Genomic DNA, 23688 nt, shown 5'->3' on the forward strand with positions numbered 1-23688 from the left:
AGACGCAGGACAAATCTGCACAATTGGGACCAGCAGACCAAGCTGAATCACGAACCCGCAGAGCATCAGCCATCCACGGCTAGCAGACCAAAGCTTGCCTAGCTTTTCTGCAGACCATTGACCGAGGAAGACGCCTTGCCTTTTCGCTCCGCGCTCTACCGCCTGGCCAGCGCGATTGAACTGATCACAGGAGTCACGCTGCTTTTACTGCCAGGAGTAGTCATGGAGCAGCTCTTCAGCTCGCCAGCAAGCGACGCTGGCGAGCAACTGACGCGTTTGTATGGCCTGGCACTACTCGGACTAGGCGTGGCCTGCTGGGAATCCCCCTGTCCACTACCAGCAAAACGGGGGCTGCTGGTTTACAACTGCAGCGCCGCAGTGCTTCTCATCACGCTGGGATCTCAGGCGCTATCAGGCGGGGCTACGGTCTGGGCCGGAGCTCTCATTCACGTGGTTCTTGGCGGAATGATGATTCGCGATCAGTTCGCCCATCACTCAGGCTGAATCGGCAGCACAACGGAAGCCCATATGGCAGGTTGCCGTGTCGGTGGTCTGTCCCATCAAGGCTGCCGGCCTGAAGCGATGGCAATAGTTCTCGGCACAGAGAAATGAGCCTCCTTTGATGATTCGCCTCTCCTGTTCACCCTTGGCAACGGGGAACAATGTGGAGGTCCACTCCCACACATTGCCGCACATGTCGACCAATCCGTAGCCATTGGGGGGGAATGTCCCCACGGGAGACGTCCAGAACCATCCATCCGTTTGTTCGTTCGTCCAGGGGAACAGGCCCTGCCAAACATTGGCCAGCCACTGACCATCGGGAGTCATCTCTTCACCCCAGGAGTAGTTCTGCTCCACTAGACCACCTCGGGCAGCCACCTCCCACTCTTCAGCGGTGGGGAGCCGTTTGCCGACCCAATGGGCATAGGCCAGAACATCGTCGTAGGCGAGATGCACCACAGGGTGATCCATCAAGTCGTCGATACCTGAATCTGGCCCCTGGGGATGCCTCCAATCGGCTCCCTCAATCAAGGCCCACCACGACATCGGTTGATTGCGATCAACTGATGGCGGAGGCGGAATGAACACCGCCGACTCTGGGTTCTGCTGATCCGGTGGAAGATTTGGATACAGAACAGGATCGGGTGGCTTTTCCGAAACGGTGACGTAGCCGGTCTCCGAGACGAAACGAGCAAACTCGGCATTGGTCACCGGAGCGGCATCGATCAAAAATGAGCGGACCTCAATTGAACGAACTGGGGCCTCCTCCGGATAAAAAGAATCTGATCCAATTGCATAGTTACCTGCAGGGATCTTGATCATCTGATCGCGTCGGTCAGCCATGTCAATGAATGAATCAATCAATTAACCAATGAAGTCAGGGTATTGAGGCGAAGAAAAGAGAACCGCAAAGATCACAATTTGTGAGAAGACTTGGAGCCGCTTCAAAGAAAAAGCACCTCGCTTCAGTCAAAACGACTCAAGCAAGATGCTGCTGCCCAGAACCATCAATTCTTTAGACTGATTCAGCCGCCTGTGGGGAACAGGAATTGAGCCTGAAGCCGGAATGTCCAGTCGCCAGCAAGCGTTTCACCACCAATCTCAGGCTTGACAAGATTGTAATAAGCGCTGAGTGAAGTATTGATGGGCTGGGTTCCTAGCTTGAAAACACGCCCGACGCCAGCCCCGACCGGGACCATCCAACCTTTGTTGTCTTCATTCATCCAGTTGGCGGTGATAATTGGCGAGCTTGTGAGATACCAACCCTTGGGCAGGTTGTAATTCAAAAACGGCTGAATCAACATTTTATTGACATCTTTTTTGCCACCACCGGCGAATGACCAAACATTATTGATCAAACCACCTGCAACAACTTTTCCTTTGCTGTAGACCAAAACCCCTGTTGGACCACCGCTCCAGCGCCCCGATCCCAGCCTGGTATCAGTTGCTGAGGGAATAATCAGCGTTGGGCCCACGCCGACAGTGAAATTACCCTTCAGGGTCGGCACAAAAAAGACCGAAGGATTGATGTCACCCAAGCCCTGAATGTTGGTGCCACGGGCCCATGGCTGAGAGATGAACGGAACAATCGTTCGGGTCACCAGCGTCAGCCCTTCACTCACCTTGAAGGGGACAACGGGTTGCACGTTGACAACGTTCTGGGTCTGGTTGTGCTTGAAATTGGTTTTGTAGGTGGGCTGTTCTGGATCACCCGTGGGAATCTCAACATTCGGAGCCCATTGGCTGTTCGGAGTGCTGTTCCACTGAATCGGCAGGCTGATCAAGCTGGCAATCGGGTTCTGTGCCGCCTTCGCCAGCGATGCATCCTCTGCAGAGGCTGATTCGCCAGGCGTCACGGTGACCGGTTGATTATCAGTACCAGGCTCTTGTGAACCAGATGGTGCCTGTGCAAGGTCAGCGAGGACGAGGGGCGTGAAATCAAATTCAACGGTCTCGTCAACCAAAAACTCTGACGGCTCGCGCGCTTCAACAGCCGAGGGGAACAGAAGAGCAGCGAAGCTCAATAAGCCGATGAAGCGAAGACTTTGACGAAAAAGCGGGCCCATCAGCATGGATTAAAAACATGCGATCTTTAATACCTTTACGCAATTAGGCCAAGACTGATCTCAACAAATCTGCACGATTGGGATCAGATCAAGATGCAGGACATCAATAGAGCCCCTACGGTTCGCCCAACCTCCATTGACCTTGTGGTTCGCTACCTGCCCCTCGCACTCCTCACACCACTGAGCACCCTTTGCGTTGGGGCCACGGCGCAACCCTTGCACGAGTCTACTGAGATTCAAGTTGACAACCCAGGCGTTGCTGCGCTGATCAAAAATAACGACCACAACCAAGTGGGAACAGGTGATTCAGGCAATCAACCTGAGCCGGAAATCCTGAATACTGAGATCAGCGGAGCGGTCGATTCGGATTCTGCAAATGCGATGGAACCCTTGGTTCTGAGCCAATCCAACGACAGTGCTTCTGAAAGTGAAGACGAACAAGAGGAGGAAGATTCCTGGCGCGTTTATCTCGACCTCTACGCATTCCTACCACCCATAACCAACAGCACATCAACAATTGAAGGCAATACAACAGAAGTAGACCTTCCGTTGTCAGACGTGATCAAGTCAATCGATGAGGCATTGACTTTAAAAGCTCAAGTTGAATACGGCAGACTGGGTGTTTTAGCTGCAATCAATTACGCAACCCTGTCAGCATCCACCTCGAAATCATCCTTTTTTGAAACGCAAAACCCACTCAAAAACAGGCTAGGTATTACTTCGCCCCTACGAACACGCACGATTCGTATCCAAGGTGATTTAGATGTTGACGTTGACGCCAACCAAACGATTTTTGATCTTGCGATGCGTTACCGAGCTGGTGCAATTCAAAAACCACGCATGAAAAAAGGCAGCTCAAGCTTTCTTGGGCTAGTGGGTGCAAGATTTATCGACGCGAATTTATCAACAGACTTCAACATCAAAGGCAAAGCAGATGTCACTGTGGAAGGAGTCAAAGTCAGCAAATCAAATTCCAGAGAACTTGAACGATCTTCCAATGCAAGCTGGGGCAACACTTGGGTTCAGCCAATGGTGGGAATGTTTGGCACTTATGCAATCAGCGAAGATTGGCAGGCTTTCGCTTATCTTGATGCAGGCGGGTTTGGCTTGAGTGGCAGCCAGGATCTAAGTGGAACAGCCCAAGCTGGCATTGCTTATGCACTTGGAAACTCGGCTCAAATTTCGCTCTCCTACAAATACTTTGGAATTGCTTATTTTGAAGGAGGCAGCGAAAACAATGGTTACAGCTCCTATCAGAGCGGAGTCAACCTTGGCCTGCGCTGGCTGTTTGACTGAACTCCGCTACTAGAGGGAACGCATCGTTCAGTGGTTGAGGCTCGCTGCCACAGCCACTGCTGTCTTGGATCCACTGGAAATGGCGCCTTCAATAAAGCCGCGCCATCCCTCGCCATGGTCACCCGAGGCAAAGAAGAGATTGTTGTCTGACTTCGGTAGTTGATCAGCGAAGCGCACAAAGGTGCCAGGCCGGTACGTACACCAACTCCCCTGAGAGAGAACGTCCGTGCCCCAGTCATGCCCAAAGGTGGACAGCAGCCGAATACCGGGCACAAACTCCTCAAGAACAGGTTGCCAATCAGCAACTGATCGTTCCAGTGCATCCGGCTCCAAACTGAAACCGGCCAACACCGATCGTTGATCACCGCGCTGATAGGTGAAGCTGCCAATCAGAGCAGAGTCGGTTGATCTGGCCAGAGTCATCACCGCACCTGGATCGCCCTCCACTTCAAAAAACACCTTGGCACCACCACCCACATGCTTGAGCTTTGAAGCCTCCACTTTCACTGGCTTCAGCGCTGGGTCGAACGTCACATTGTGAAGCACATTCAGCGGCACGGTGACCACAGCGCGCTTGGCAGTCACCTGCTCACCAGTCGCTGTCGTCACCGTCACCCCGTTGGCCGTTTGCTGCACGGATGTCACGCTGGTGTCGAGCATCACATCGAAGCCACCATCACTGGCCATCGCTTGCACCAGAGCGCCGGTGCCACGCTTGAGTTTGTAGCGGGCTGCTGAGTCGTTGAACAGGGAATAGTTCCACCCCGTGAGCGACCAACAGCGCATCATCTCCAAGTAGGAGGCGTTCTCCGGCTGATTCATCGACAGAATTTCGAGAAAGCCACCAATACTGGTGCGCTGTAATGGCGTGAGATCCAGAGCAGCGAGACGATCGGCCACACTCAGGGAATCACGTTGCTTGATCGCAGGCCAGTTGTAATGGGAGTCGTAGGGACGTTCCCACACTTGTTGAGCTTCAGCGAAGAACTGCTCAAAACCCGAGACAAACTCACCGAGCTGATCTTCGCGCAACTCCTGAACCTGCCCATCCACCTTGATTGCCACCCGCTCAGCGACACAGCCAGGCGTTTCCTGAATTTCGAGGCCGTAACGTTCCTTTTCGGCCCACACAAAGGGTTGGGTCCAGTGAATCCAGGTGCCACCCAGCTCCACGTGAAATCCATTGCGATCGGCGCTCCAGGTGCGACCACCCAAACGATCGCGCGCCTCAAGCACCAACACGTTCAATCCACGCTTCTGCAGATCACGGGCAGCGGTGACGCCGGCAAAGCCACCACCAATCACCACCACATCGACGGTTGTCATGTTCACGATCCAAAAAATCAGTCAATGGTCTGCCTGAATGAGGTCGGGCGGAATCAACCCGCCCGAAATCAATCAGCACAGGGTGCAAAGAAGAGACAAGCTCAGACCTTTTCAATGGCACCCAGTTTCCAGGTGCGGTCAAACCACTCCTGCCCCGGGCCGTAGAGACGGAAGATTCCGAACCAACCTTTGCCGGGGACCGTTTTGATCCAATTAGCCTCCAAGCCGTCAGGTGCTTCAGGGCCGAAGTAGAGCGTGATGCTGCCATCAGCATTTTTGACCATGTCGGTGTTGCGCGTGTTGTTCTTGCTGGGATAAGGCATCTCATCGCTCTGCAACATCGAACGAGTTTGAGGGTCATAAACCACAAATGACCAGAAACGATTAGCCGGAGGATTGGCAGGAATGGTCATCGAGTAGCTGTTGGAGCCATCGAGATAAGAACCGCTACTGTCTCGAGAAGAGAAGGTGTACTGCGAACCCACTCCTGGCATCTCCAAAACCATCGCAGGCGTGTTGACAGTGGCCAGGTAGAAGAACAAGGTGCGTCCATCCATATCGCGGCCCCCGTTGCCACCATCCACGAGATATTCGTGATTACCCCCAGGAAATCCGGTTTGCCAGTAGCCAGCTTTGCCTGGATAGATGTATGCCTTGGGGTCTTGAGGAGCAAACAGGATTGAACGCGCTGTGGCATTGCCAATCGCAACAGCTTCTGTAAGCAGAGCTTTCTGCTCGGGCGAAGGATTGAATGGCTTACCTTTTTGAATGCCAATAGCAGACGCCATACCAAGCAATTCGGGTGAGAATACTTCGGATGGCTCACGCTGAATCACATCATTCAACTCCTCATAAAATGTGAAATCATTAGCATGAATGGTGTTCACCGTCAGGCCAGTAAGATTTACGAATTGATTATCTGATGGGTTGCCACGATCAGCATACGGATACACCTTTAATCCCGTTTTAAATGCAGTCTTTGCTGTTTCAGTACTACCTTGTTGATCTAGAAAACCTCGCAAAATCAACCAATTGATCTTACTGGGTGTTTGAGCAAGATAATAATCTCCGACATCAGCAGGAGCTGTTTGTCCTGGGCCAAGAATCAGATATTTGCCACCCTTTCCCTTGTCAGGACCAGGACCACCCATATCAATCACAAAACGGAAAAAGGCATCATTCACGGTGCCTGGGCCAGTCCCAGGCGGGACCTCAACCACCAGAGGGCCATCGCTCAAGTCGAGAAAAGCGGAGGCGTAGACCGTATCGGTATTACCAGTCAGCCAAAGAGACTTGGAACTCATCAAGTCTTCGAAGATTCCAATATCTTGGTTTGACTTGAGGCCGTGACCATCACGGTGGCCCACATACAGCATCTCAAGCGAAGCTGCTGGCATGAAGTTCAAGAATGTCTGAACACCGCGACCCAGGTCAACTTGTCGACGGGCGCGACGCTTGGTCTCATCATCAGGAAAACCATCAAAATAATTAAACGTTCCGACACGAGTGCGAACAGTGTCAGGAGTTAAAACATCGACCGGAATTGGAGTGTTGTAGTTTTTAAGTCGAACATCACCAGCCTGAGCAAACGTGGCTGAGGAGCCCAAAGCAACTGAAGCAGCAAGGACAGCTGAAGGCAAAGAAAAGCGATTCATGAGAATAAAAAAATGGGGCTAATGGTGTCAAAGAAGAAACTTCAGCGAATGGGCTCAATATTGTTGAGTTTCCAAGTCTGATCAAACCAGGGCTTCAACGGCCCATACAAACGAAATGCCATAAACCAGCCTTTCCCTGGAACAGTTTCAATCCAATTTGCTTCTTTCCCCTTAGGCGCTTCAGGACCAAAGTAGACGTCTACTGATCCATCAGCATTCGCAATCATGTCTTGATCGCGCTGACTATTCTTTGCCGGAAAAGGTTGGTTAGTCTGAAGCTGAGAACGAGTTTGTGGGTCATAGGCAACTATCGACCAGAAGTTTTTAGCCGGAGGATTGGCATCAATTGTCAGCTTATAAGTCTTACCACCATCGAGGTAATTCCCTTCAACATCCGTACCAGCAATTGCGTATTGAGAGCCAGCACCAATCATCTCCAGCACCATGGCGGGAGTATTCACTGTGTAAGCCCAGAAGAAATTATTACGGGCATCAAGATAACGGCCACCCTGACCTCCATCCTTCAGCCATTCATAACTTCCACCAGCAAAAGCAAGGAACCACTGCTTGCTTCCCTCATAAAGGTATGCGTCTGCAGCACGTGGCGTAGCCATATCAGAACGCACATAGGCAACGCCAACCTGAACGGCCTCCTCCAACAAGGCTTTATCAGCTGGTGATGGATTGAATGGCTTTCCTTTTTCCAAGCCAATGGCCGAGGCAAGTCCACGAATTTCAGGGTCGAGGAAATCAATCGGCTCTCGCTGGATCACACGATTCAGCTCAACAAAAAACTCAAAATTGTTGGCATGAACAGTGTTATAGACTTTATCTCCTCCTTTAATGAAGGTCATCTGAGGAGGATTATTCTTCTCGGAAAGCGGGTACATACGCAAACCATTCTCATAATTAGAGACTGCTTTATCTGGCTTGCCCTCCTCATCCAGAAAAGCCCTTAGAATCAGCCAATTGGAGTATGTGGGAGAACGAAAAACAAAATAACCATCCGTGTTCGCCGGTTGTTCATCGTCGGGGCCCAGAATCAAATACTTGCCACCCATGCCTTTATCTGGACCAGGCCCACCTGTATCGGCAACAAAACGGAAGTATGCATCATTGATTGTTCCAGGGCCCAGACCAGCAGGAACCTCAATCACCAATGGACCAGTGTCATTAAGATTAAAGAAAGCAGATCCATAGACGGTATCTGTATTGCCTGTAAGAAACAGCGGATTTGAATTCAATGGTGACATCAAATTCACCTTGGTGTGATCATCCACACCGATTTGAGCATGGCCATGCCGCAACATTTCAATGCTGGCAGCAGGCATCATGGTGAGGAAAGTTTCATAGGCACGGATAAACTTCAGGTTGTCGAAACTGGCCTCAACCGTGGCGGCATCGGGCATGCCGTCAAAGAAACGAAAAGTGCCCACGCTCGTGGTCACTTGATCCGGTGTAAAAATTTCTTCAGGGATCGGCGTGGTATAGCCCTCAGGAACCTGAGCCTTCACAACACGTCCTGTTGCACTAACAGCAGTCAATGCCAACGTTGAAAGCAACAAGACAGAAGAGCGTCTGCGCAATTGATTAGAAATGCCTGACATGCCCAAATAACATAAAGATGATGTCGATCCTTGTCATAGCCACAGCACAACACGCACAAAACAAAAATAATCAAGATATGCCCGATCAGGATCACAATTTTGAGACCCTCCTAATCACAACGAAGAAGGAGGCTGCTATTTATCACGGAATGTACACAAGCCTTGGCCTATGGCGTGAGCACAATCGTCATCATCGGAGAAACGGCACGACGAGGAATTGGCTAGTTTTCAATGAATGCAATAACAAGCTGGAAGACTACGGCTCAGGAATTCTTTCCATCCGTGCAGCCATCGTCTGCGCGGCAAAGCTGGGATCGTCGACGATCTATCCAGCTGGCGCTTGGGGCTAGAGGGCTAGTGGAATGTTCGTGCCTTTTTTTGCACACTTAGAGGCCTATTAAGAGGAGCTAACTTTAGGCCCGACCATCCTATTGAAGAGGTCAGCGGCATCATCTTGAAAGGAATTATCTATGAAATCTGCATGGCAGCTTTCATTGCAAGTCTGCGCGACCGATCAGTTTGCAGCACGCTCTTAAATCAAGCCAATCATCAAAAGCCCGGGCATAAAACCCGGGCGTCCAGCTCATTGAGCCGGTTGAAACTGAGGAGAAGTCCAGGAACCATCAAAGTAAGCCTTCGTTGGCGAGTAGATGCGAATAGCGGCATTCCAGCCTGGATAAATATCGAGATAATTGTCCTGGCTTTTATCGCCACCGAGATGGATTACATAGTCACCTTGCTCATTTTTCTTGGCAAAAGCGCTGTTAATATTATAGCTCTCTCCGACAGAGAATCCATCTTTATCGTAAACAGTGACTGACCAAAAGGCCCGCGGATCAATCGGAACATTTTTGAGAGTCAGCGTCTGAGGCTCTGTCGAGTCAACAACCTTGGGGAATGGATAAACAGCGCCTTCCTTAGGAAGACCACCCCAGCCAATGGCAACCCCGAAGTTGCGCATCTCAGAGCTGATTTGACCTCTCTTACCAAAAGCCATTTCCGAGGTGATCCCCTCCGGCTGCCGTCGCGCGTTGTAGTCAGCACGCAACGCCAGAATTTGCTTCATGTCGTACTTGTGCCCCACAACAAAAGACCCCTTCTCGCTCTGCTCAAGCTTGATCTGGTCCTGCACGGCAGCTGCCTGCTTGAGATCCTCAGGATCCTGCATGTTCACTTGAGTCCTCACGAAAGCAAACACATAACGGCTCCCCATGGAGTCTTGAGTGAGGGTGTAACTCCCGGGCTTGTCACTGATCAGCGGGATCCAGTGCTCATCGTCCACGACCTCGAGAATCTGATAACGATCGGTGTCGGGTAACACCACAGTGGCCGGACTGTTGAGATCCAGTACCGCGAAGGAATACAGCGTGTCGAAATTCGGGCGCAGGATGGAACGCTCTTTGGGATCCTGGGCCGTCTTCTGATGGAAGAACACGCCCACGCCATCACTACAGGTGCCTTTGGCGATCTTGCGCACGTAGTCAGCAAGAATCACTTCAGTTTCCGCAAAGGCATAGTTGGCCTTGGTAACTGGTGTCACCGCCGTGGCGGTCTGCTCAATCGCCGCTTGCGGGCAGCTCTGACCACTCGATGCCAGCCTGACAGTGTCGGCTCTGCCGTTGAGACCCGTTAAGGCAGCGCATCCCATCGCAGAGGCAAAAAGAAGAGAGGCTCCACGGTGCAATGACATGCTCACAGACCATCGTTGTATGAACTAAAGACTTAATAGCAATGCCTTGAATACCCGGCCATGCAAGGCCTGACTCAGGAAATCATCGAACGTTTTGTTCCCTGTGATTGAACGTCAAGACTGAATCACAACAGATCCCTTTACTTTTTAATCCAGAGAGAATTCTTTCACCAGGCTAAGAAGATCACGCATATCTCCTTCTGACAACCGGCAGACGTTTTCAACCCATTGTTCCATCATTTCTTGAATTTCTTCGCCCTGAAAATCATCACTAAAAGTGGAGTGGGCTTGTCTCAACATCACTCCAATATCTTTGTGAGGCAACCACCAGTGAACGCTGGATATCCGATCGACCCGACTCGCGGCCATTCGAGATCAATCGCAAATGAACATCATAAGAATTCAGGACGACAACCTAAAGTTCAATGAATCGGTAGCGAGTAATGATTGATGCGGCGACTCGAGCCACAATTAACCACTCGAGACGTCGCTCAGCAAACAACTATCAAGTTATCAACTTTCATTCATCAAATGATCACAGATCAAGCATGACGTGCCGCTGATTCGGTCGTCCCCAGAAACTCAGCCAGCCGTGTCATACCCCTTGCAACACTGATCACTCCTGCCATTGTCGTTGAGACTGGCTGAAAAGCATGAGACAACCAACGATCAATCGCTTCGTGCTCTTCATCGCGGCATTCAGAAAGGAATTGAATTAATCTCAGATCCATTGCGCTACAAAAATCTGGGAGAATGTTGCAGGCATCTTTCAGACAACCCCGATCAATTGTTGCTGTCTGGAAGCCCAAAATGTGTCCGGGAGAAGTGATTGAGTATTTTCTCCCCAAAACCATAAAATCCAGCAGCAATGCGCTGCTTTAAGGATGGGATTGGTTGTTTTGGCAACCACAAGACAACAGAGCGAGATCAACTGAGCACACAGACCGAACTGATCTCAGCGCGATGGCATCCAGGACCGGGACTTAGACCACTGCTGTGCGTCAGCGCCTGGTGCTGACGTGAGAATGACACCATGATTGATGTGATCGGTACCGACGCCGGTGCCCCTGCCTCGCTCCCTGAAGCACTCCAGGCTTTGGTGCGACAAGCCGATCTGATTGCCGCACCGCAAAGGATGCAACAAGCACTGGAGCAGTGGCTGGAGGGTCAGTGCTCAACAAGGTGCATCAACAGCGACGATCCGATCAGCCTCTGCAAGAGCCTGGCCGCTCTCAACTGCAACCAACGGGCTGTGGTGCTGGCCAGTGGCGATCCCCTCTGGTTCGGCATTGGCCGTGTCTTGATCGCACGCCTGGGGCGAGAGCATCTGCGCTTTCATCCAGGCCCCTCATCCCTGCAACTGGCTTTTGCACGGCTTGGCAGACCCTGGCAGAACGCGGAATGGATCAGCCTGCATGGTCGCGATTCAGCTCCACTGATCCAACGGCTGCAGCAACGCCCGTCGGCCCTGGCTGTACTCACGGATCCCAGCCGTGGCGGCGTCGACGACGTTCGACGCATCCTCAGCAGCAGCGGGCTGCAGACCAGCTATGCACTCTGGCTGCTTGAAGCACTGGGCCATGCTGATGAGCGCGTCCAGTGCCTGAGTTCAGCCGAGCCGATCCCCACTGATCTCAATCCATTGCACCTGGTTGTGTTGCTGGCGGAACCACCCAGCGACACCATTCCAGACTCCCTGCCCCTGTTCGGACTGGACGACGGCATGTTTCTGCAACATCAGGACCGGCCTGGGCTGATGACCAAGCGGGAAGTGAGAATCCAGCTGCTGGCTGATCTCCGGCTGCCGCAACAAGGAGTTCTCTGGGATCTGGGAGCCGGAACCGGCAGCGTGGGGCTGGAAGCCTTGCGGCTGAGACCGCAACTGCAACTGTTTGCCGTGGAACAACGCAGCGGCGGCGGAACGCTGATTCAAGCCAATGCCAAGCGTTTGGGTGTGACGCCAGCAAAGGTGATCGAAGCCAATGCCCTGACGGTTCTTGATCAGATGCCAACACCTGATCGCGTGCTTCTTGGCGGAGGTGGTCGCCAACGAGCTCAGCTGCTCGAGGCTGTGATCGATCGCATGAACCCCGGCGGGGCGGTGGTGATTCCCATGGCCAATGTGGAAGCACTGGCAGAGCTGCGACCACTTCTGGACAACGCCAGCTGGTCGATCCAGATCAGTCAGCAACAGGCTTATCGAGGCCAACCTCTTGCTGATGGCACCCGGTTGGCACCGATGAACCCAGTCTTCATTCTCAGTGGCACCAAAGCCCAGGGCTGACCTGCAGAATCAAGACCATTCCGATCCCGATCCATGCCGGTGCAGAAGGAGAAGCAGGTGTCACCCCTGCGGCTGAAAATCACGCTGCTCATCGCTGGATTCGGTCCATTGCTGGCCATCGGGCTGTTTTTGCAATCCAAGGGATTCTTTGAATGAAATCCGCTGAACGGCAGTGCCAGCCAAGGATTAACGAAGCAACCCAGGCCTCAGTGATTCCCTTGCGAGCTCCCTAGGACTGCCATGAATGCATGAGAGAGAGAGAGAGAGAGGCCATGACTTGATGAAGTTCTTTGTCGCCTGAACTCTGTTTAACTTCGAAAAGGATCTTTTCGCGACCTTGGACGATTGCTATGTGGCCGTGCAAGACCCCTTAAAGCACAACAAGAACAACATTGAGATTCAGCCCTTGATTCCTCGGCAGAACTTCGTGTAACAAGAATGTGACCAGGAGCACTGGAGATGACAAAGAGAGAGGCCAACACCTATTTCATCAAGGAGGTCATCTCGATGGCTGAAAAGGGTCACTGGACTGATTCTTTTCGAGTGAGATTGGCCTCCAGGATCCTGCTCGGGCGCTCCTACACACCCGAATAACCGCAGGTCAGGCTCTGACATCGACGCTGGATCCAAACAGAGGGTCCTCGACCTGAGATCTGAGCCCTCTTCATTCATTCCTTGACCCTGCACGTCTCTCCGTCAGGGAAGCACTGCCATGGCATGAACACTGCCTTGGCGTGAGCACTGTCTTGGTGTGAGCACTGCCTTGGCGTGAGCACTGACTTGAGCGCTGTCATCATCGGTCAATGGGGCAAAGCCCTAAAAACGCTGCATTGAGAGATGGTCAGCAGCGCTGATCTCAGCATCACAACCATGAAACGCCTCACCACCATCACAGCAGTGGCCACTGCCTCTCTGCTGCTGATGGGCTGCCAGTCGAAGCGAGACATCTGCGCGGAGTACCTGGCCAACCCCCGCCCTGATGGCGACGAGGGCTTGGAGCACGTCTCTGATTACTGGGAACGACTTGGCATCAGTGCCGAGGTCCCAGACAACGACATCGATGGCGCGGAAAGAATCGAAGCGTTCTGCCAGACAGACAAGAGCTCGACATAGTACGCGTGTACTCTTAGTCTTGATGCTTACGGCTGACGGCGCAGAGCGATGGATGGATGGCTGAAGGACCCCAAGGGATGCTGGTATGCAAGGTTTCACAGAGATCCCAAGGCCTGGGCACTGAATGCAGGAGTGGTTGTTGACAACGGCAGACCCATGCCGGGCGACCAGGCTGCACTGCTGAAAACCCGGCGAAGCATGCGATACGAGGATGCTGTCGCTCTGTGGTTTCAGCTCAAGGAGTACGGCTGGACCGTCACTGAGCCAGCCTGGTGAACCAGTGATGGACGCCTGTGGAACGCAAGGAGATTGGGATCGTGACCGGGACGATGCCCCAACTGCCCGTCTTCAAGACCCTGGCGGCTTTGGGTGGCGCTGTGTTCCTGTTTCAGATGGGCTCAATCAGCCAACAAGCCAGAACGTGGAATCACTGTGTGGGCGATCGCTTCCAGCAGCTCAAACACCGGCTCGAGGCCAAGAGCCCTGCAGAACTGAGGAGCCAATCAGTCAACTTCTGCTTTGGAGGCGCAGAAGAGAGCCCCAACGTGAATCCAACCGAGGCTCATCAAGGCGTGACATCCCTCGACCCATAACCGATCTCAATCAACAGCATCAACAATTCAACGGGAGGTCACCTGACTTCATCACTCTCAGGCTTCACGATGGTCAATTTCCGCTCAAGCTCAAAATCCTCAAAGAGAGCTGCAGCGTCATAAGCCTGACCATTACTGATCAAATATCGAATCCTTTCTTGCCACCATTGCTCAACTTCACGACAATATCGATCATCTGCTTCGTAGAAAAAGGATGACATAGGAGATGTCATAACTTTGTCGCTTTGGCAGATACTTGCTCGGACAGCAAGCCTCTCTGGCATGATTTATCACAACATCCAACATCACATGAAGCAGTCCTACCTTTAATTGCTATCAGCCGAGGTGTCGATCGACAATGCACACCATCGCTAGCGCGCGTAACGATTGATCAGCCAGGTCATATTTGAGCTGTAAAGCCTTGGCAACTTATTGTCACGAATCAGGCCAACATCGATTGCCTTTTTATAAGCAGCGGCCTGTCTTCGATAGCGATCTTCAAGGGCTTGAACTTTTTTAAGGCAATACTTTGTCTTCTTCCCTTTGGAGGCAGATTCAAAATTGCTTTCAAGATCTGAGGCGAGAGACGCGACTTCCTTGAGCCAGACCTCTAACTCCGCGTCACCACCAAACTCGATCACATCCTTGAGACGAAGCCACTCTTCATTGGGCTTTGACCTGATTTGACCAACAAGTTTCTGCAAATAACAGGAGATCATTTGATACGATTCCTCAGAAGTTCAACATAGCTGCGCTTAGCCAAAGCAGCATCATTCAATGGCAAAATCACAGCTTATTCATAAAGCCCTGCTGAAGCCAAAAGGCCATCAGCAGGATCGTCAGCATTGTTCAACATCAACACTGCTCAAGCAGCCTTCAATTGAGCGGTCCGATAAGGAACAAAACTTGCTTTTGTGACACCGCAGATCGGACAACTCCAATCATCTGGAATGGCTTCAAAAGGTGTACCTGGAGCAATACCTGAATCAGGATCTCCAGCCACAGGATCATAAATCATCGAACATTTTTTACAAATCCATTGGTCGGCGACTGGTCGTTCAGACTCGCCTTGCTCTCCGTTCCCCTTCAGTGCAGCAAGAGCAACTCCATAGCGCTCAGCATGATGCTTCTCAATCGCAGTCAGAAGTCCAAAGTTCTTGGCAGCTGAGTGAAACATCGTTGCATGCTCTTTCGATTCTTCGCCCTGCTCCTTAAATTCATCAGCTGCAGCATCATCCTCATCTTGATCAGCCTCAGCAGCAAATGCTGGATACATTGTGGTGAATTCATACACCTCACCTTCGATCGCCAGATCAAGACATCGGGCCAGTAACATCTGTTTGAAGTCTTCACTCAGGTCATCAGGATTCTCAAACACCAGTTCTGGATGCAAAAGGCGAAAGTGTGCAAATGCATGTTCTGTTTCCTGTGCAGCAGTCTCTCGGAATAAACGGGCAAGTTCCTGATTGCCGAGCTTTTTGGCAACATCTGCAAAAAACAGATACTTACGGTTCGCCATACTCTCACCGCCGAAAGCTGCCTCCAGGTTGGTCTGTGTACAGGATTGAATTTTGAGTGTGTTCATCACCGCCTCTTATGAGAACTCTTTTGGTCTATTGCTCTGTTATCCGTCCCTAAAGGGAGGATAACCGTCATCTAAGGTTCGGTTTAAAGAACATTGGTTTCACTGCTTTTCAAGCGTCAAAGTCTTCACTAACAGCGTCAATGAAACCCGATTGATTCAATCATGACTGCATCGCCGGGTTGAATCTCTAGGCGCAGAGTTTCACCCGCACGAATTTCAATCACGCCATCAACAAAGTCAGCTCGGCCATTGCCATCAGCGTCAGCCCAGTAGGAGGGACAGGGCAACGCCGCGCACACCGGCACATTGGCTGCGATATCGAGCACCCTGCCGTCACGGATAAACACCATGTCCAAAGGCGCGAGCGTGTGACGCATCCAGAAACGCATCGGCTGAGAGGGTCGGACCGGAAACCACATCCCTTGGAGCGGCGGCAGGGCTGGGCGCTGCATCAAGCCCCGCTGCTGCTCTTCAGGCTGATCAGCCACCTCAAGAGCGATACAACGCTCGGGATGCTGGTCCAGACACCAACGCGCTTCGATCGGCAGGATCTGAGGAGGCAGTGGTGGCAGGTCCATCAAATCGGCCGCAAGCTCGGTGCCCCGTCATTGAGGCAGTAGCCACGACCGCGAATCGTATGAATCAGGCGAGGCTCGCCACCTTCCTCGAGTTTCTGGCGCAGATAACGCACATACACCTCGATCACGTTGCTGGAGGAACCCTGGTCATCCTTCCAGACATCTCGCAGGATGCGATCTCGGCTCACAACCCTGCCCCGCTCCTCGAGCAACAGCACCAACAACGCATATTCCCTGGCCGTGAGGAGCAGCGAGCGAGCGCCACGACGCACCTGCCTGCAACTGAGATCCACACTGAGATCAGCGAGCTGCAGAAGCGGCGGTCTCAATGCACTGCGGGAGTGAATCGAGAGATGCAAGCGCAACCGCTGCAGCAAATCGCTTGGTGCACTGCAAGTGAACCAGAAATCATCCGCACCACAGGCCAACACCAACTCCCTGGCGGCAATGCTGTCGTCGCTCACTCCGATCAGAACCGGCAGAGAACCAAAACAAGAGCGCAGCTCGAGAACTCTTGATTCCTGATCGCTGGCCAGGATCGCTGCAACCGGGGCTGGATTGGAGCCGGCAGCCAGCCTGCTGTCATCACCACCGTTCCAGTCGATCGGGGCATAGCCCGAAGCCCTCAGGCGTTCCGCCAGTGCTGCTGCCTCGCGGCCAACCAGCAGCACAACAGCATCGTCATCGCTGCCTGCCATGGAGTTTTGCACAACAGTCATGGCCGGTCGGGTTTGGCCACATGGGGCAGCCCCCAGCCCAGTTTGTTGCGCAGTACCTGGAAAAACTCATGGTCCCTGAGACGCACAAAGCGAACGGGATGATCACTGCGGCGAATCAACACGCGATCCTCCGGCCACACATAACAACCCGCACAGCCGTCCACCACCATCATCAGGCGTTCCGGTGTGGCCGGAAAGACGGTGACTGGCTCAGCATCACTGAACACCAGCGCCCTGGAAGCGAGGGAATGGGGAGCGATCGGCGTGAGCTGCAGCACCGGACAGTCCGGCGTGATCACCGGTCCACCGGCACTGAGGGCATAAGCGGTGGAACCCGTTGGGGTGGACAGAATCACTCCGTCGGCGGAAATATCCACCGGAGCATGGCGTCCGATGGCGATCTCGAAATGACACATGCTTGTCAGCGGTTCCCGGTGCAACGCCATCTCATTGAGTGACAACGCTTCCCAGCGGCGCTGGTCGCCGCGCATCACACTCACCACCAGATTGGCCCGCTCCTCGATCGTCCACTGCTGAGTGAGCACCTGCTCCAGTGCACGATCCAGATCGTCGAGATAAGCCTCTGCAAGGAAGCCGAGATGTCCTGTGTTGATGGTGAGAATCGGCACTCCTACAGGAGCGGTTTGACGCGCTGCCGACAACACCGTGCCGTCGCCGCCCAGCACGATGGCCAGCACCATCGTTTGATCAAACCCCTCGGGCACGCAGGCGTTGTACCCGAGCATGCGCAGGTGCTGATCAGGATTGGCGAAACCCACCATCCCACCTGAGCTGCTGACGCGGATCACATCGTGACCGCCCCGCTCCAGACGTGACTGAATGGTGCTTGCGGTGTCAACCGCCAGCGGCTTGCCGTCATTGACGATCAGTCCGACTCGGGGCACCGATCGCAGCAGGCAACATCACGCTCATTTTATGAGAAGGATCCTGCTCCGGCCTTCAGATTTGCGGATATTGATCTGCGAAGACTCTCTGACACCGCTTGAAGAGCCCTTTCGAAAGGCCCATACTCCGCGTACTCATTAGCCCGGTCGCTCAGCAGCCATGGATTCTCAGCACATCACCAAGCTGACACTGCTGCTGCCTGCGATCGGTTTAGGTGTCGCATCCTGTTCCTTCGTGGGCGGTCCGAGTCTCAAGGGCCAGGCCTCGTTGATGGGGCAACCTCTGCAGCAGGCCTCGGTGAGCCTGTGGGAAAGCCGGGGTGGCGAAAAGCCGAAACGACTGCGAACCGTCAAGACCGATAACAAGGGCTTGTTTCGCATTGCTCTCAAGCAAGAACCGGGCCGGGTTCATTACCTGGTTGCACGAGGAGGACGTGTGAATGGAATGGAGTCCGACAGGCTTTCCATGCTCACCGTGTTGGATGACCAGACAAGCGACACCATCAAGGTCAATGAGCTGACAACGATTGGATCGGTCTGGCCCAATGCCCAGCAACTGCAGGGCGATCGCTTGAAAGGCAGTGCCACGGCGTTGAGCATTGGCTCATCACAGGTGAAAAATCTGGTGAACCAAAGCACAGGAAGCTTCGGTGAAACCCTCTTGAACGGCAGCAATCTGCTGAACTCCGAGACCGCATCTAGAATCAATGTGCTTTCAAATCTGTTGGCATTGTGCGGAAGCAAAGCACAGACCAATGGTTGTGATCAGCTGCTGAAACTGACCGGTTCGGACAACACATTGGCGGCGATGACGTCAATCGCACGTGAACCCTGGAGAAATGTCAAAGACCTCTATCAGCTCTTTGTGAGGAGCTATCCGATTGACCCCAACACGCAACTCCGAACTTCAGCAACCAAGCCCTATCTTCTTTTCAAACCTGAAAGTTTCTCGCTATCACTTCGATTTGAAGGCGGCGGAGCTCTAGCGCTCGGAAAAGTGATGATCGATCACAAAGGGAATGCCTGGAGTGGAGCCAACTGGATGCCAGGTTCGCAATCGGGAGTGATCAACAGCATTGGAGGCGGGGTCACCCGTTTCGGGCCGGACGGCACAGCGATTTCTCCAGCGATCACCGGCTACAACGGGCAAGGCCTGAATGGCACCGGCTGGGGAACAGGCATTTCCGAAAAATACGCTTGGGTCGGCACATTCAACAATCGTGTTGGTGTGTTCTCGCTTGAAGATGGTGAGGCCTTGGGCCCAGCCACGATTGACCAACCTGTTGGAGAATTACAAGGGATCGCTACTGCCAGGAATGGCGATGTGTGGATTGCCGATAACACAAGCAATCACATGATTCACTTCCCCGATGGCGACTACACCAACGGCAAAAGGCTTTCAATACCGGGCCTCCAGGGACCTTTTGGAGTCGCCGTGGATGATGACAACCGTGTGTGGGTGAGCAGCAGTTTTAACAACAAGATCACTGTTTTTCCTGCCAATGAGCCCGATCAAGCCGACAACGTTGAGGTCTATCTCGGTACACGCGGAATCGCCGTGGATTCGACAGGCCATGTTTGGGTTGCGCAGCAGACAAATTCAGCGCAGGGAGCCCCTGGCCCCGGAGGGAAAGTTCCACCAGGAATTCCTGCTAATCCACCCCAGCCCAAAACCATCATGCAGGAGTTCACTGCAGGTGCAGAGTATTACATCGACAATCCCAAACTGACTCAAACAGGCTCTTTGGCTGTTATTTCACCTGACATTAAGGTTGTGCAAAATAATGTCGCGGAAGGCGTCGCCTACATTCCATGGGGAGTCTCAATTGACGGAAAAGATAATGTCTGGGTGGGCAATCTCTACGGACAAAGCCTGATTCACATCTGCGGAATGAAACCGGAAAATTGCCCTGCTGGAAAAACAACCGGGGATGTAATCCACAACTACCAGAGTGGTGTTATTCAGATCACAACTGATGTGGTTGTCGACGACGCTGGCAATCTCTGGAGTGCCAACAATTGGTTCGAAGGTGACACCGTCATCAACGAAACCTATACCGGCAGAACTTCAACATTCCCTGGCGGCCAGGGTGTTGTCGTCACTTACGGGGTTGCTGCACCTGTGCAGAGCCCACTCATGGGTCCGGTGCGTCGAGCCGACTAAGGACTGCTTTCAATCAACGTCCAGAGCGCCAAACACCGAGGCTGGTTCCCAATCAGAACTGCTCGAGGAACCGCAGATCACTGGTGTACAGACGGCGGATGTCGTCAATTCCGTGACGCACCATGCAGAACCGCTCCACACCCAAACCGGCTGCAAAACCGCTGTAACGCTCGGGATCCAAACCCAGACCCTCCAGCACAGCGGGGTCGACCATGCCGCAGCCCATCACTTCCAGCCAGCGGCCGCGCCATTGCACATCCACTTCGGCTGACGGCTCGGTGAACGGGAAGTAACTGGCGCGGAAGCGCACGGGCAGATCCCCGAAAAATGCCTTGAGAAACGCCATCACCGTGCCGCGCAGATGGCTGAAATCGAGCCCTTCATCGATGGCCAGCACCTCCACCTGATGAAACACCGGCGAATGGGTGGCATCCACCGCATCGCGGCGGTAAACACGGCCTGGAGCAACGATCCTCACCGGTGGTGCATGGGTCTCGAGATGGCGGATCTGCACCGGAGAGGTGTGGGTGCGCAGCAGCAGATTGTCTTTGAGATAGAAGGTGTCCTGCATATCCCGAGCCGGATGGTCCGGTGGGATGTTCAAGGCAGTGAAATTGTGGTGATCGGTTTCCACTTCAGGGCCCTCTTCCACCTGGTAACCAAGACCGCAGAAGAGATCAACGATCTCCTCGGTGGTGGTGATGAGGGGATGACGATGGCCCATGAGAATCCCCTGGGCAGGGGCCGTGACATCCAAGGTCTCAGAGGCGATTCGGGCTTGCATCGCCGCCTGCTTCACCGCCTGCAGGCGGTCGCTCAACAGGGTCTGAACCTGGGTTTTGAGCACGTTGGCGCGCTGACCCACCAGCGGCCGTTCATCACCAGGCAGCTTGCCCATCGCCCCAAGCACGCCGGAGAGTCGCCCCTTTTTGCCGAGCAATCCGATCCGAAGCTGCTCCAGCGCATCGGCATCAGCCGCCGCAGAGATCGCTTCAGCAGCCTCAGCTTCAAGCGCTTCCAGCTGGTCGGTGAGCTGCTGCAGGGACACGGTGGCGCTCAAGGGTTTGACATCACGACAGCTGACTGTAAGCAGTGATCACGACTAGGTTCGCCCCACAGGTACACAACCCCATGGCCCCGCTGCGGATTCTGATCAGCAATGACGACGGCATCTTCGCCGATGGAATCAAGGCCCTGGCCCTGGCCGCCGCCGCCCGCGGCCATCAGGTGGCCGTGGTCTGCCCCGACAAGGAGCGCTCGGCAACAGGCCATGGCCTCACCCTTCAGCAACCGATCCGAGCTGAGCGGGCCGACCAGCTGTTCGGCCAGGGCATCACCGCCTGGGCCTGCAGTGGGACCCCTGCCGATTGCGTGAAACTGGCCATCTGTGAACTGCTGGACACTCCACCAGACCTGGTGCTTTCAGGAATCAACCACGGCCCGAATCTCGGCACCGATGTGTTCTGCTCCGGCACCGTGGCAGCGGCGATGGAAGGCACCCTTGAATGCCGTCCGGCCATGGCCGTGAGCAGTGCTTGCTTCAAGTGGCGGGAATTCGAGGGGGCCGCCGTGATCGCCATGGATACGGCCGAATCCGCACTGAGACAGGGATGGCCTGACAATCTGCTGCTCAACCTGAACCTGCCCCCCTGCAAACCCGAAGCCATGGGACCCATGCGCTGGACACGGCTGTCGGTGCGTCGTTACCGGGAACAGTTCAGTCCTCGAACCGATCCTCAGGGTCGTTCCTACTACTGGCTGGCGGGGAAAGTGGTCGAAGACCTGGAATCAGGTGGAGATGGTCCCCGCGACTGGCCAACGGATGTGGCCCAGATCGGAACCAATTCCCCCTCGCTCACACCGATTCAACCGGAACTGTTCTGGCGTGGATCACTGAGTGGGCTGCCCCAGGTTGAACTTGATGGTCAACGGGTCCGGTAGATCCGCTGCAGCATCCAGAGCGAGAACAGCAAACCGATCAGATGGGCAAACAGCACCTGGGTGTTGCTCAGCACTGAGAGCATTTCCAGTGACGTGATCGCCAGGTTTTCAGCAGCACCCGCGCCGCCGATGGCGATACCAGGCGTCTGTGAAGACGCCTGCACAAACAGGGCTCCGGCCAGTGACTGATACCCGATCGACGCAAACACCAACCCCAGCAGGTCGGCAAGGATTCCGCGCTTGAGCAAACGGCTGGCTTCACCGCGACTGGGGCGAGCGCCACTGTCGAGCGCACGGCCGAGACGCACGACCAACCATCCCTGCCAGAGGCTGAACAACAGCACGAAAAACGAGAGCGTGGTCAGCGAGAGGCCCGGGCTGAGTCCAACGGCCCGATCAGCATTGCGGGACAGGCTGCCGCCGATGTTGTTGAACATCAGCACCCCCACCACCACCACGCCGAGAGCGGTCTGAATCCAGAAGCGGATCCAGGCAGTGCGCCGCAGGCCAAGAGCCAGCAGCTGGAAGTCGAGCCGATCAGCCATGCGGGCGAGGAGGTCTGTCGTCCAAACTTGCCATCAACCACTGCACCGTGCACGGCCCGTTGATTCCTCTCTGCTCCCCTGAGGAGGCCCGTATGCCCACCGCTCTGGCGCTGGGCAGCTTTGATGGGCTGCATGCCGGCCACCGGCGGGTGATCGAAGCCGTGTGCCAGCAGCCGACCGGAGGCATCCCCACGGTGGTGAGCTTCTGGCCACACCCGCGCGAGGTGTTGCATGGTGAGCCAAGACTTCGCCTGGATCTCCCCGACGAAAAGCTGCATTTGCTCGAACCACTCGGCATCCAGCAGTTGGTGCTGGTGCCCTTCGACCGCCAGCTGGCCCGGTTCAGTGCGGCCGAATTCGTTGATCAGATTCTGATTGGCACCTTGCAGGCACGTCACATCGCCATCGGAGCCAACTTCCGCTTCGGGCGCGGTCGCGAAGGTGGCGCCGAGACGCTGCGCAGCTTGGCGGAAGCCGCTGGCGTGAAGGTGAGCGTGCTGCCGATTCTGGAAGACCCAGTGGGCCGCATGAGCAGCAGTCGCATCCGTGAAGCACTCTCAGAGGGCGACCTCACGACAGCCAGTGACCTTCTGCAACGGCCTTACCGCTTCCAGGGCGAGGTGGTCCAAGGCCGCGGCCTTGGCAGGCAACTGGGATGGCCGACCGCCAACCTGCAGGTGGATGGCAGGAAGTTCCTGCCGGGCCTGGGGGTGTATGCCGCGCGGGCCTGGGTCGACGATGAGACGCTTGCCCTTCCGGCCGTGATGAATCTCGGGCCTCAGCCCACCGTGGACCCGGACTCGCCCTCAGCGGTGGAGGTGCATCTGCTTGACGCACGCCGCGAACTGGTGGGCCGAATCCTGAGGGTGGAGCCGGTGGAACGCCTGCGCGGCCAACAGCGCTTCTCAGGACTGGAGGAACTCAGTGCCCAGATCAATCGTGATGCTCAGCAGGCCAGAGCGCGGCTTCAGGACACCGCCGGATAGGCGTTGGTCAGGCCCCACACGATGAAAACGCCGATGCCACCGAGAAGACCGATGCCCCACACCAAAACGTGCATCGTGCTTTCTGATCCACCGTTCTCCATCGCCACACCAGACATGAGATCCTGCCCACAGTG

28 protein-coding genes are annotated in these 23688 nt (G+C 54.3%); 11 read left to right on the top strand and 17 right to left on the bottom strand.

Annotated features, from left to right (window positions below; genetic code table 11):
* Positions 1–135 precede the first annotated feature (135 nt).
* The gene (locus AC6EI9_RS06405; protein ID WP_498469659.1) at positions 136–504 is read left to right on the top strand and encodes a hypothetical protein; all 369 of its coding nucleotides are present in this window, start codon (positions 136–138) and stop codon (positions 502–504) included.
* On the opposite strand, the gene AC6EI9_RS06410 is transcribed toward AC6EI9_RS06405, so the two are convergent.
* Together AC6EI9_RS06410 and AC6EI9_RS06415 are read right to left on the bottom strand one after the other, a co-directional pair.
* Entirely contained in the window at positions 496–1344 is an 849-nt protein-coding gene (locus AC6EI9_RS06410; protein ID WP_498469660.1) for a formylglycine-generating enzyme family protein, read from the bottom strand. The two genes, AC6EI9_RS06405 and AC6EI9_RS06410, sit on opposite strands and share 9 nt — an antisense overlap.
* Positions 1345–1526: 182 nt before the next feature.
* The gene (locus AC6EI9_RS06415; RefSeq protein ID WP_498469661.1) at positions 1527–2567 is read right to left on the bottom strand and encodes a neuromedin U; all 1041 of its coding nucleotides are present in this window, start codon (positions 2565–2567) and stop codon (positions 1527–1529) included.
* A gap of 93 nt (positions 2568–2660) precedes the next feature.
* Between AC6EI9_RS06415 and AC6EI9_RS06420 the strand changes: the two genes are divergently transcribed.
* Positions 2661–3863 (top strand): outer membrane protein, encoded by a 1203-nt coding sequence (locus AC6EI9_RS06420; protein WP_498469662.1) that lies wholly within the window; start codon positions 2661–2663, stop codon positions 3861–3863.
* Between the two features lie 27 nt (positions 3864–3890).
* On the opposite strand, the gene AC6EI9_RS06425 is transcribed toward AC6EI9_RS06420, so the two are convergent.
* The 6 genes from AC6EI9_RS06425 to AC6EI9_RS06450 all read right to left on the bottom strand — a co-directional run bounded on the left by AC6EI9_RS06425 (position 3891) and on the right by AC6EI9_RS06450 (position 11010).
* A complete protein-coding gene (locus tag AC6EI9_RS06425) occupies positions 3891–5189 on the bottom strand; it encodes a flavin monoamine oxidase family protein (protein ID WP_498469663.1) in 1299 nt (432 codons plus the stop codon).
* A gap of 101 nt (positions 5190–5290) precedes the next feature.
* Positions 5291–6844: a DUF1254 domain-containing protein gene (locus AC6EI9_RS06430; RefSeq protein ID WP_498469664.1), complete on the bottom strand. Its 1554-nt coding sequence runs from the start codon at positions 6842–6844 to the stop codon at positions 5291–5293.
* A gap of 41 nt (positions 6845–6885) precedes the next feature.
* Positions 6886–8451, bottom strand: coding sequence for a DUF1254 domain-containing protein (locus AC6EI9_RS06435; RefSeq protein WP_498469950.1), 1566 nt, complete (start codon positions 8449–8451; stop codon positions 6886–6888).
* 583 nt (positions 8452–9034) lie between these two features.
* Positions 9035–9928, bottom strand: a complete 894-nt coding sequence (locus AC6EI9_RS06440) for a DUF1254 domain-containing protein (protein WP_498469665.1) — start codon at positions 9926–9928, stop codon at positions 9035–9037.
* A 360-nt stretch (positions 9929–10288) separates the two neighbouring features.
* The gene (locus AC6EI9_RS06445; RefSeq protein ID WP_498469666.1) at positions 10289–10510 is read right to left on the bottom strand and encodes a hypothetical protein; all 222 of its coding nucleotides are present in this window, start codon (positions 10508–10510) and stop codon (positions 10289–10291) included.
* Between the two features lie 173 nt (positions 10511–10683).
* The gene (locus AC6EI9_RS06450) at positions 10684–11010 is read right to left on the bottom strand and encodes a hypothetical protein (RefSeq protein WP_498469667.1); all 327 of its coding nucleotides are present in this window, start codon (positions 11008–11010) and stop codon (positions 10684–10686) included.
* Between the two features lie 164 nt (positions 11011–11174).
* On the opposite strand from AC6EI9_RS06450, the gene cbiE reads away from it, so the two are divergent.
* The 6 genes from cbiE (at position 11175) to AC6EI9_RS06480 (ending at position 14131) form a co-directional block, all read left to right on the top strand.
* Positions 11175–12425, top strand: a complete 1251-nt coding sequence (gene cbiE, locus AC6EI9_RS06455; RefSeq protein ID WP_498469668.1) for a precorrin-6y C5,15-methyltransferase (decarboxylating) subunit CbiE — start codon at positions 11175–11177, stop codon at positions 12423–12425.
* A gap of 33 nt (positions 12426–12458) precedes the next feature.
* Positions 12459–12581 (top strand): hypothetical protein, encoded by a 123-nt coding sequence (locus AC6EI9_RS06460; protein WP_498469669.1) that lies wholly within the window; start codon positions 12459–12461, stop codon positions 12579–12581.
* Positions 12582–12884: 303 nt separating this feature from the next.
* A complete protein-coding gene (locus AC6EI9_RS06465) occupies positions 12885–13019 on the top strand; it encodes a hypothetical protein (RefSeq protein ID WP_498469670.1) in 135 nt (44 codons plus the stop codon).
* A gap of 243 nt (positions 13020–13262) precedes the next feature.
* A complete protein-coding gene (locus tag AC6EI9_RS06470; protein WP_498469671.1) occupies positions 13263–13538 on the top strand; it encodes a hypothetical protein in 276 nt (91 codons plus the stop codon).
* Positions 13539–13586: 48 nt separating this feature from the next.
* Entirely contained in the window at positions 13587–13814 is a 228-nt protein-coding gene (locus tag AC6EI9_RS06475; protein ID WP_498469672.1) for a DUF1651 domain-containing protein, read from the top strand.
* A 53-nt stretch (positions 13815–13867) separates the two neighbouring features.
* Positions 13868–14131, top strand: coding sequence for a hypothetical protein (locus AC6EI9_RS06480; RefSeq protein ID WP_498469673.1), 264 nt, complete (start codon positions 13868–13870; stop codon positions 14129–14131).
* 38 nt (positions 14132–14169) lie between these two features.
* On the opposite strand, the gene AC6EI9_RS06485 is transcribed toward AC6EI9_RS06480, so the two are convergent.
* The 6 genes from AC6EI9_RS06485 to AC6EI9_RS06510 form a co-directional block, all read right to left on the bottom strand.
* Entirely contained in the window at positions 14170–14415 is a 246-nt protein-coding gene (locus AC6EI9_RS06485) for a hypothetical protein (RefSeq protein WP_498469674.1), read from the bottom strand.
* 87 nt (positions 14416–14502) lie between these two features.
* Entirely contained in the window at positions 14503–14850 is a 348-nt protein-coding gene (locus AC6EI9_RS06490) for a hypothetical protein (RefSeq protein WP_498469675.1), read from the bottom strand.
* A gap of 146 nt (positions 14851–14996) precedes the next feature.
* Positions 14997–15716, bottom strand: a complete 720-nt coding sequence (locus AC6EI9_RS06495) for a rubrerythrin family protein (protein WP_498469676.1) — start codon at positions 15714–15716, stop codon at positions 14997–14999.
* A gap of 137 nt (positions 15717–15853) precedes the next feature.
* Positions 15854–16294 (bottom strand): DUF192 domain-containing protein, encoded by a 441-nt coding sequence (locus AC6EI9_RS06500; protein WP_498469677.1) that lies wholly within the window; start codon positions 16292–16294, stop codon positions 15854–15856.
* The gene (locus tag AC6EI9_RS06505) at positions 16294–17013 is read right to left on the bottom strand and encodes a winged helix-turn-helix domain-containing protein (protein WP_498469678.1); all 720 of its coding nucleotides are present in this window, start codon (positions 17011–17013) and stop codon (positions 16294–16296) included. Before AC6EI9_RS06505 ends, AC6EI9_RS06500 begins: the two co-directional genes overlap by 1 nt.
* On the bottom strand, positions 17010–17918 hold the full coding sequence (locus AC6EI9_RS06510) for an NAD(+) kinase (protein ID WP_498469679.1): 909 nt from the start codon (positions 17916–17918) through the stop codon (positions 17010–17012). The genes AC6EI9_RS06505 and AC6EI9_RS06510 overlap by 4 nt, the downstream gene beginning before the upstream one ends.
* 160 nt (positions 17919–18078) lie before the next feature.
* Between AC6EI9_RS06510 and AC6EI9_RS06515 the strand changes: the two genes are divergently transcribed.
* Positions 18079–20082, top strand: a complete 2004-nt coding sequence (locus tag AC6EI9_RS06515) for a hypothetical protein (RefSeq protein WP_498469680.1) — start codon at positions 18079–18081, stop codon at positions 20080–20082.
* Positions 20083–20134: 52 nt separating this feature from the next.
* Here the strand turns inward: AC6EI9_RS06515 and pheS are convergent, their stop codons facing one another.
* Positions 20135–21142 carry a phenylalanine--tRNA ligase subunit alpha gene (gene pheS / locus AC6EI9_RS06520; protein ID WP_498469681.1) on the bottom strand — a complete coding sequence of 336 codons (1008 nt, stop codon included), beginning with the start codon at positions 21140–21142 and terminating at the stop codon, positions 20135–20137.
* Positions 21143–21213: 71 nt separating this feature from the next.
* Between pheS and surE the strand changes: the two genes are divergently transcribed.
* On the top strand, positions 21214–22023 hold the full coding sequence (gene surE, locus AC6EI9_RS06525) for a 5'/3'-nucleotidase SurE (protein ID WP_498469682.1): 810 nt from the start codon (positions 21214–21216) through the stop codon (positions 22021–22023).
* On the opposite strand, the gene AC6EI9_RS06530 is transcribed toward surE, so the two are convergent.
* Entirely contained in the window at positions 22008–22568 is a 561-nt protein-coding gene (locus AC6EI9_RS06530; protein ID WP_498469683.1) for a DUF3611 family protein, read from the bottom strand. The two genes, surE and AC6EI9_RS06530, sit on opposite strands and share 16 nt — an antisense overlap.
* Positions 22569–22627: 59 nt before the next feature.
* On the opposite strand from AC6EI9_RS06530, the gene AC6EI9_RS06535 reads away from it, so the two are divergent.
* Positions 22628–23554, top strand: a complete 927-nt coding sequence (locus AC6EI9_RS06535) for a bifunctional riboflavin kinase/FAD synthetase (protein ID WP_498469951.1) — start codon at positions 22628–22630, stop codon at positions 23552–23554.
* Here the strand turns inward: AC6EI9_RS06535 and AC6EI9_RS06540 are convergent.
* A complete protein-coding gene (locus AC6EI9_RS06540; protein WP_255355638.1) occupies positions 23536–23670 on the bottom strand; it encodes a hypothetical protein in 135 nt (44 codons plus the stop codon). The two genes, AC6EI9_RS06535 and AC6EI9_RS06540, sit on opposite strands and share 19 nt — an antisense overlap.
* Positions 23671–23688: the final 18 nt, after the last annotated feature.

This window comes from Synechococcus sp. MIT2312 (assembly GCF_059772315.1).

Coding starts and splice junctions, on each gene's coding strand:
- AC6EI9_RS06465 (WP_498469670.1), top strand. CDS start 12,885: ATGACAAAGAGAGAGGCCAACACCTATTTCATCAAGGAGGTCATCTCG.
- AC6EI9_RS06485 (WP_498469674.1), bottom strand. CDS start 14,415: ATGCCAGAGAGGCTTGCTGTCCGAGCAAGTATCTGCCAAAGCGACAAA.
- AC6EI9_RS06495 (WP_498469676.1), bottom strand. CDS start 15,716: ATGAACACACTCAAAATTCAATCCTGTACACAGACCAACCTGGAGGCA.
- AC6EI9_RS06460 (WP_498469669.1), top strand. CDS start 12,459: ATGCCGGTGCAGAAGGAGAAGCAGGTGTCACCCCTGCGGCTGAAAATC.
- AC6EI9_RS06415 (WP_498469661.1), bottom strand. CDS start 2,567: ATGGGCCCGCTTTTTCGTCAAAGTCTTCGCTTCATCGGCTTATTGAGC.
- AC6EI9_RS06420 (WP_498469662.1), top strand. CDS start 2,661: ATGCAGGACATCAATAGAGCCCCTACGGTTCGCCCAACCTCCATTGAC.
- AC6EI9_RS06480 (WP_498469673.1), top strand. CDS start 13,868: ATGCCCCAACTGCCCGTCTTCAAGACCCTGGCGGCTTTGGGTGGCGCT.
- AC6EI9_RS06500 (WP_498469677.1), bottom strand. CDS start 16,294: ATGGACCTGCCACCACTGCCTCCTCAGATCCTGCCGATCGAAGCGCGT.
- cbiE (WP_498469668.1), top strand. CDS start 11,175: ATGATTGATGTGATCGGTACCGACGCCGGTGCCCCTGCCTCGCTCCCT.
- AC6EI9_RS06540 (WP_255355638.1), bottom strand. CDS start 23,670: ATGTCTGGTGTGGCGATGGAGAACGGTGGATCAGAAAGCACGATGCAC.
- AC6EI9_RS06530 (WP_498469683.1), bottom strand. CDS start 22,568: ATGGCTGATCGGCTCGACTTCCAGCTGCTGGCTCTTGGCCTGCGGCGC.
- AC6EI9_RS06445 (WP_498469666.1), bottom strand. CDS start 10,510: ATGGCCGCGAGTCGGGTCGATCGGATATCCAGCGTTCACTGGTGGTTG.
- AC6EI9_RS06435 (WP_498469950.1), bottom strand. CDS start 8,451: ATGTCAGGCATTTCTAATCAATTGCGCAGACGCTCTTCTGTCTTGTTG.
- AC6EI9_RS06505 (WP_498469678.1), bottom strand. CDS start 17,013: ATGACTGTTGTGCAAAACTCCATGGCAGGCAGCGATGACGATGCTGTT.
- AC6EI9_RS06425 (WP_498469663.1), bottom strand. CDS start 5,189: ATGACAACCGTCGATGTGGTGGTGATTGGTGGTGGCTTTGCCGGCGTC.
- AC6EI9_RS06410 (WP_498469660.1), bottom strand. CDS start 1,344: ATGGCTGACCGACGCGATCAGATGATCAAGATCCCTGCAGGTAACTAT.
- AC6EI9_RS06470 (WP_498469671.1), top strand. CDS start 13,263: ATGGTCAGCAGCGCTGATCTCAGCATCACAACCATGAAACGCCTCACC.
- surE (WP_498469682.1), top strand. CDS start 21,214: ATGGCCCCGCTGCGGATTCTGATCAGCAATGACGACGGCATCTTCGCC.
- AC6EI9_RS06515 (WP_498469680.1), top strand. CDS start 18,079: ATGGATTCTCAGCACATCACCAAGCTGACACTGCTGCTGCCTGCGATC.
- AC6EI9_RS06475 (WP_498469672.1), top strand. CDS start 13,587: ATGGATGGATGGCTGAAGGACCCCAAGGGATGCTGGTATGCAAGGTTT.
- AC6EI9_RS06430 (WP_498469664.1), bottom strand. CDS start 6,844: ATGAATCGCTTTTCTTTGCCTTCAGCTGTCCTTGCTGCTTCAGTTGCT.
- AC6EI9_RS06490 (WP_498469675.1), bottom strand. CDS start 14,850: ATGATCTCCTGTTATTTGCAGAAACTTGTTGGTCAAATCAGGTCAAAG.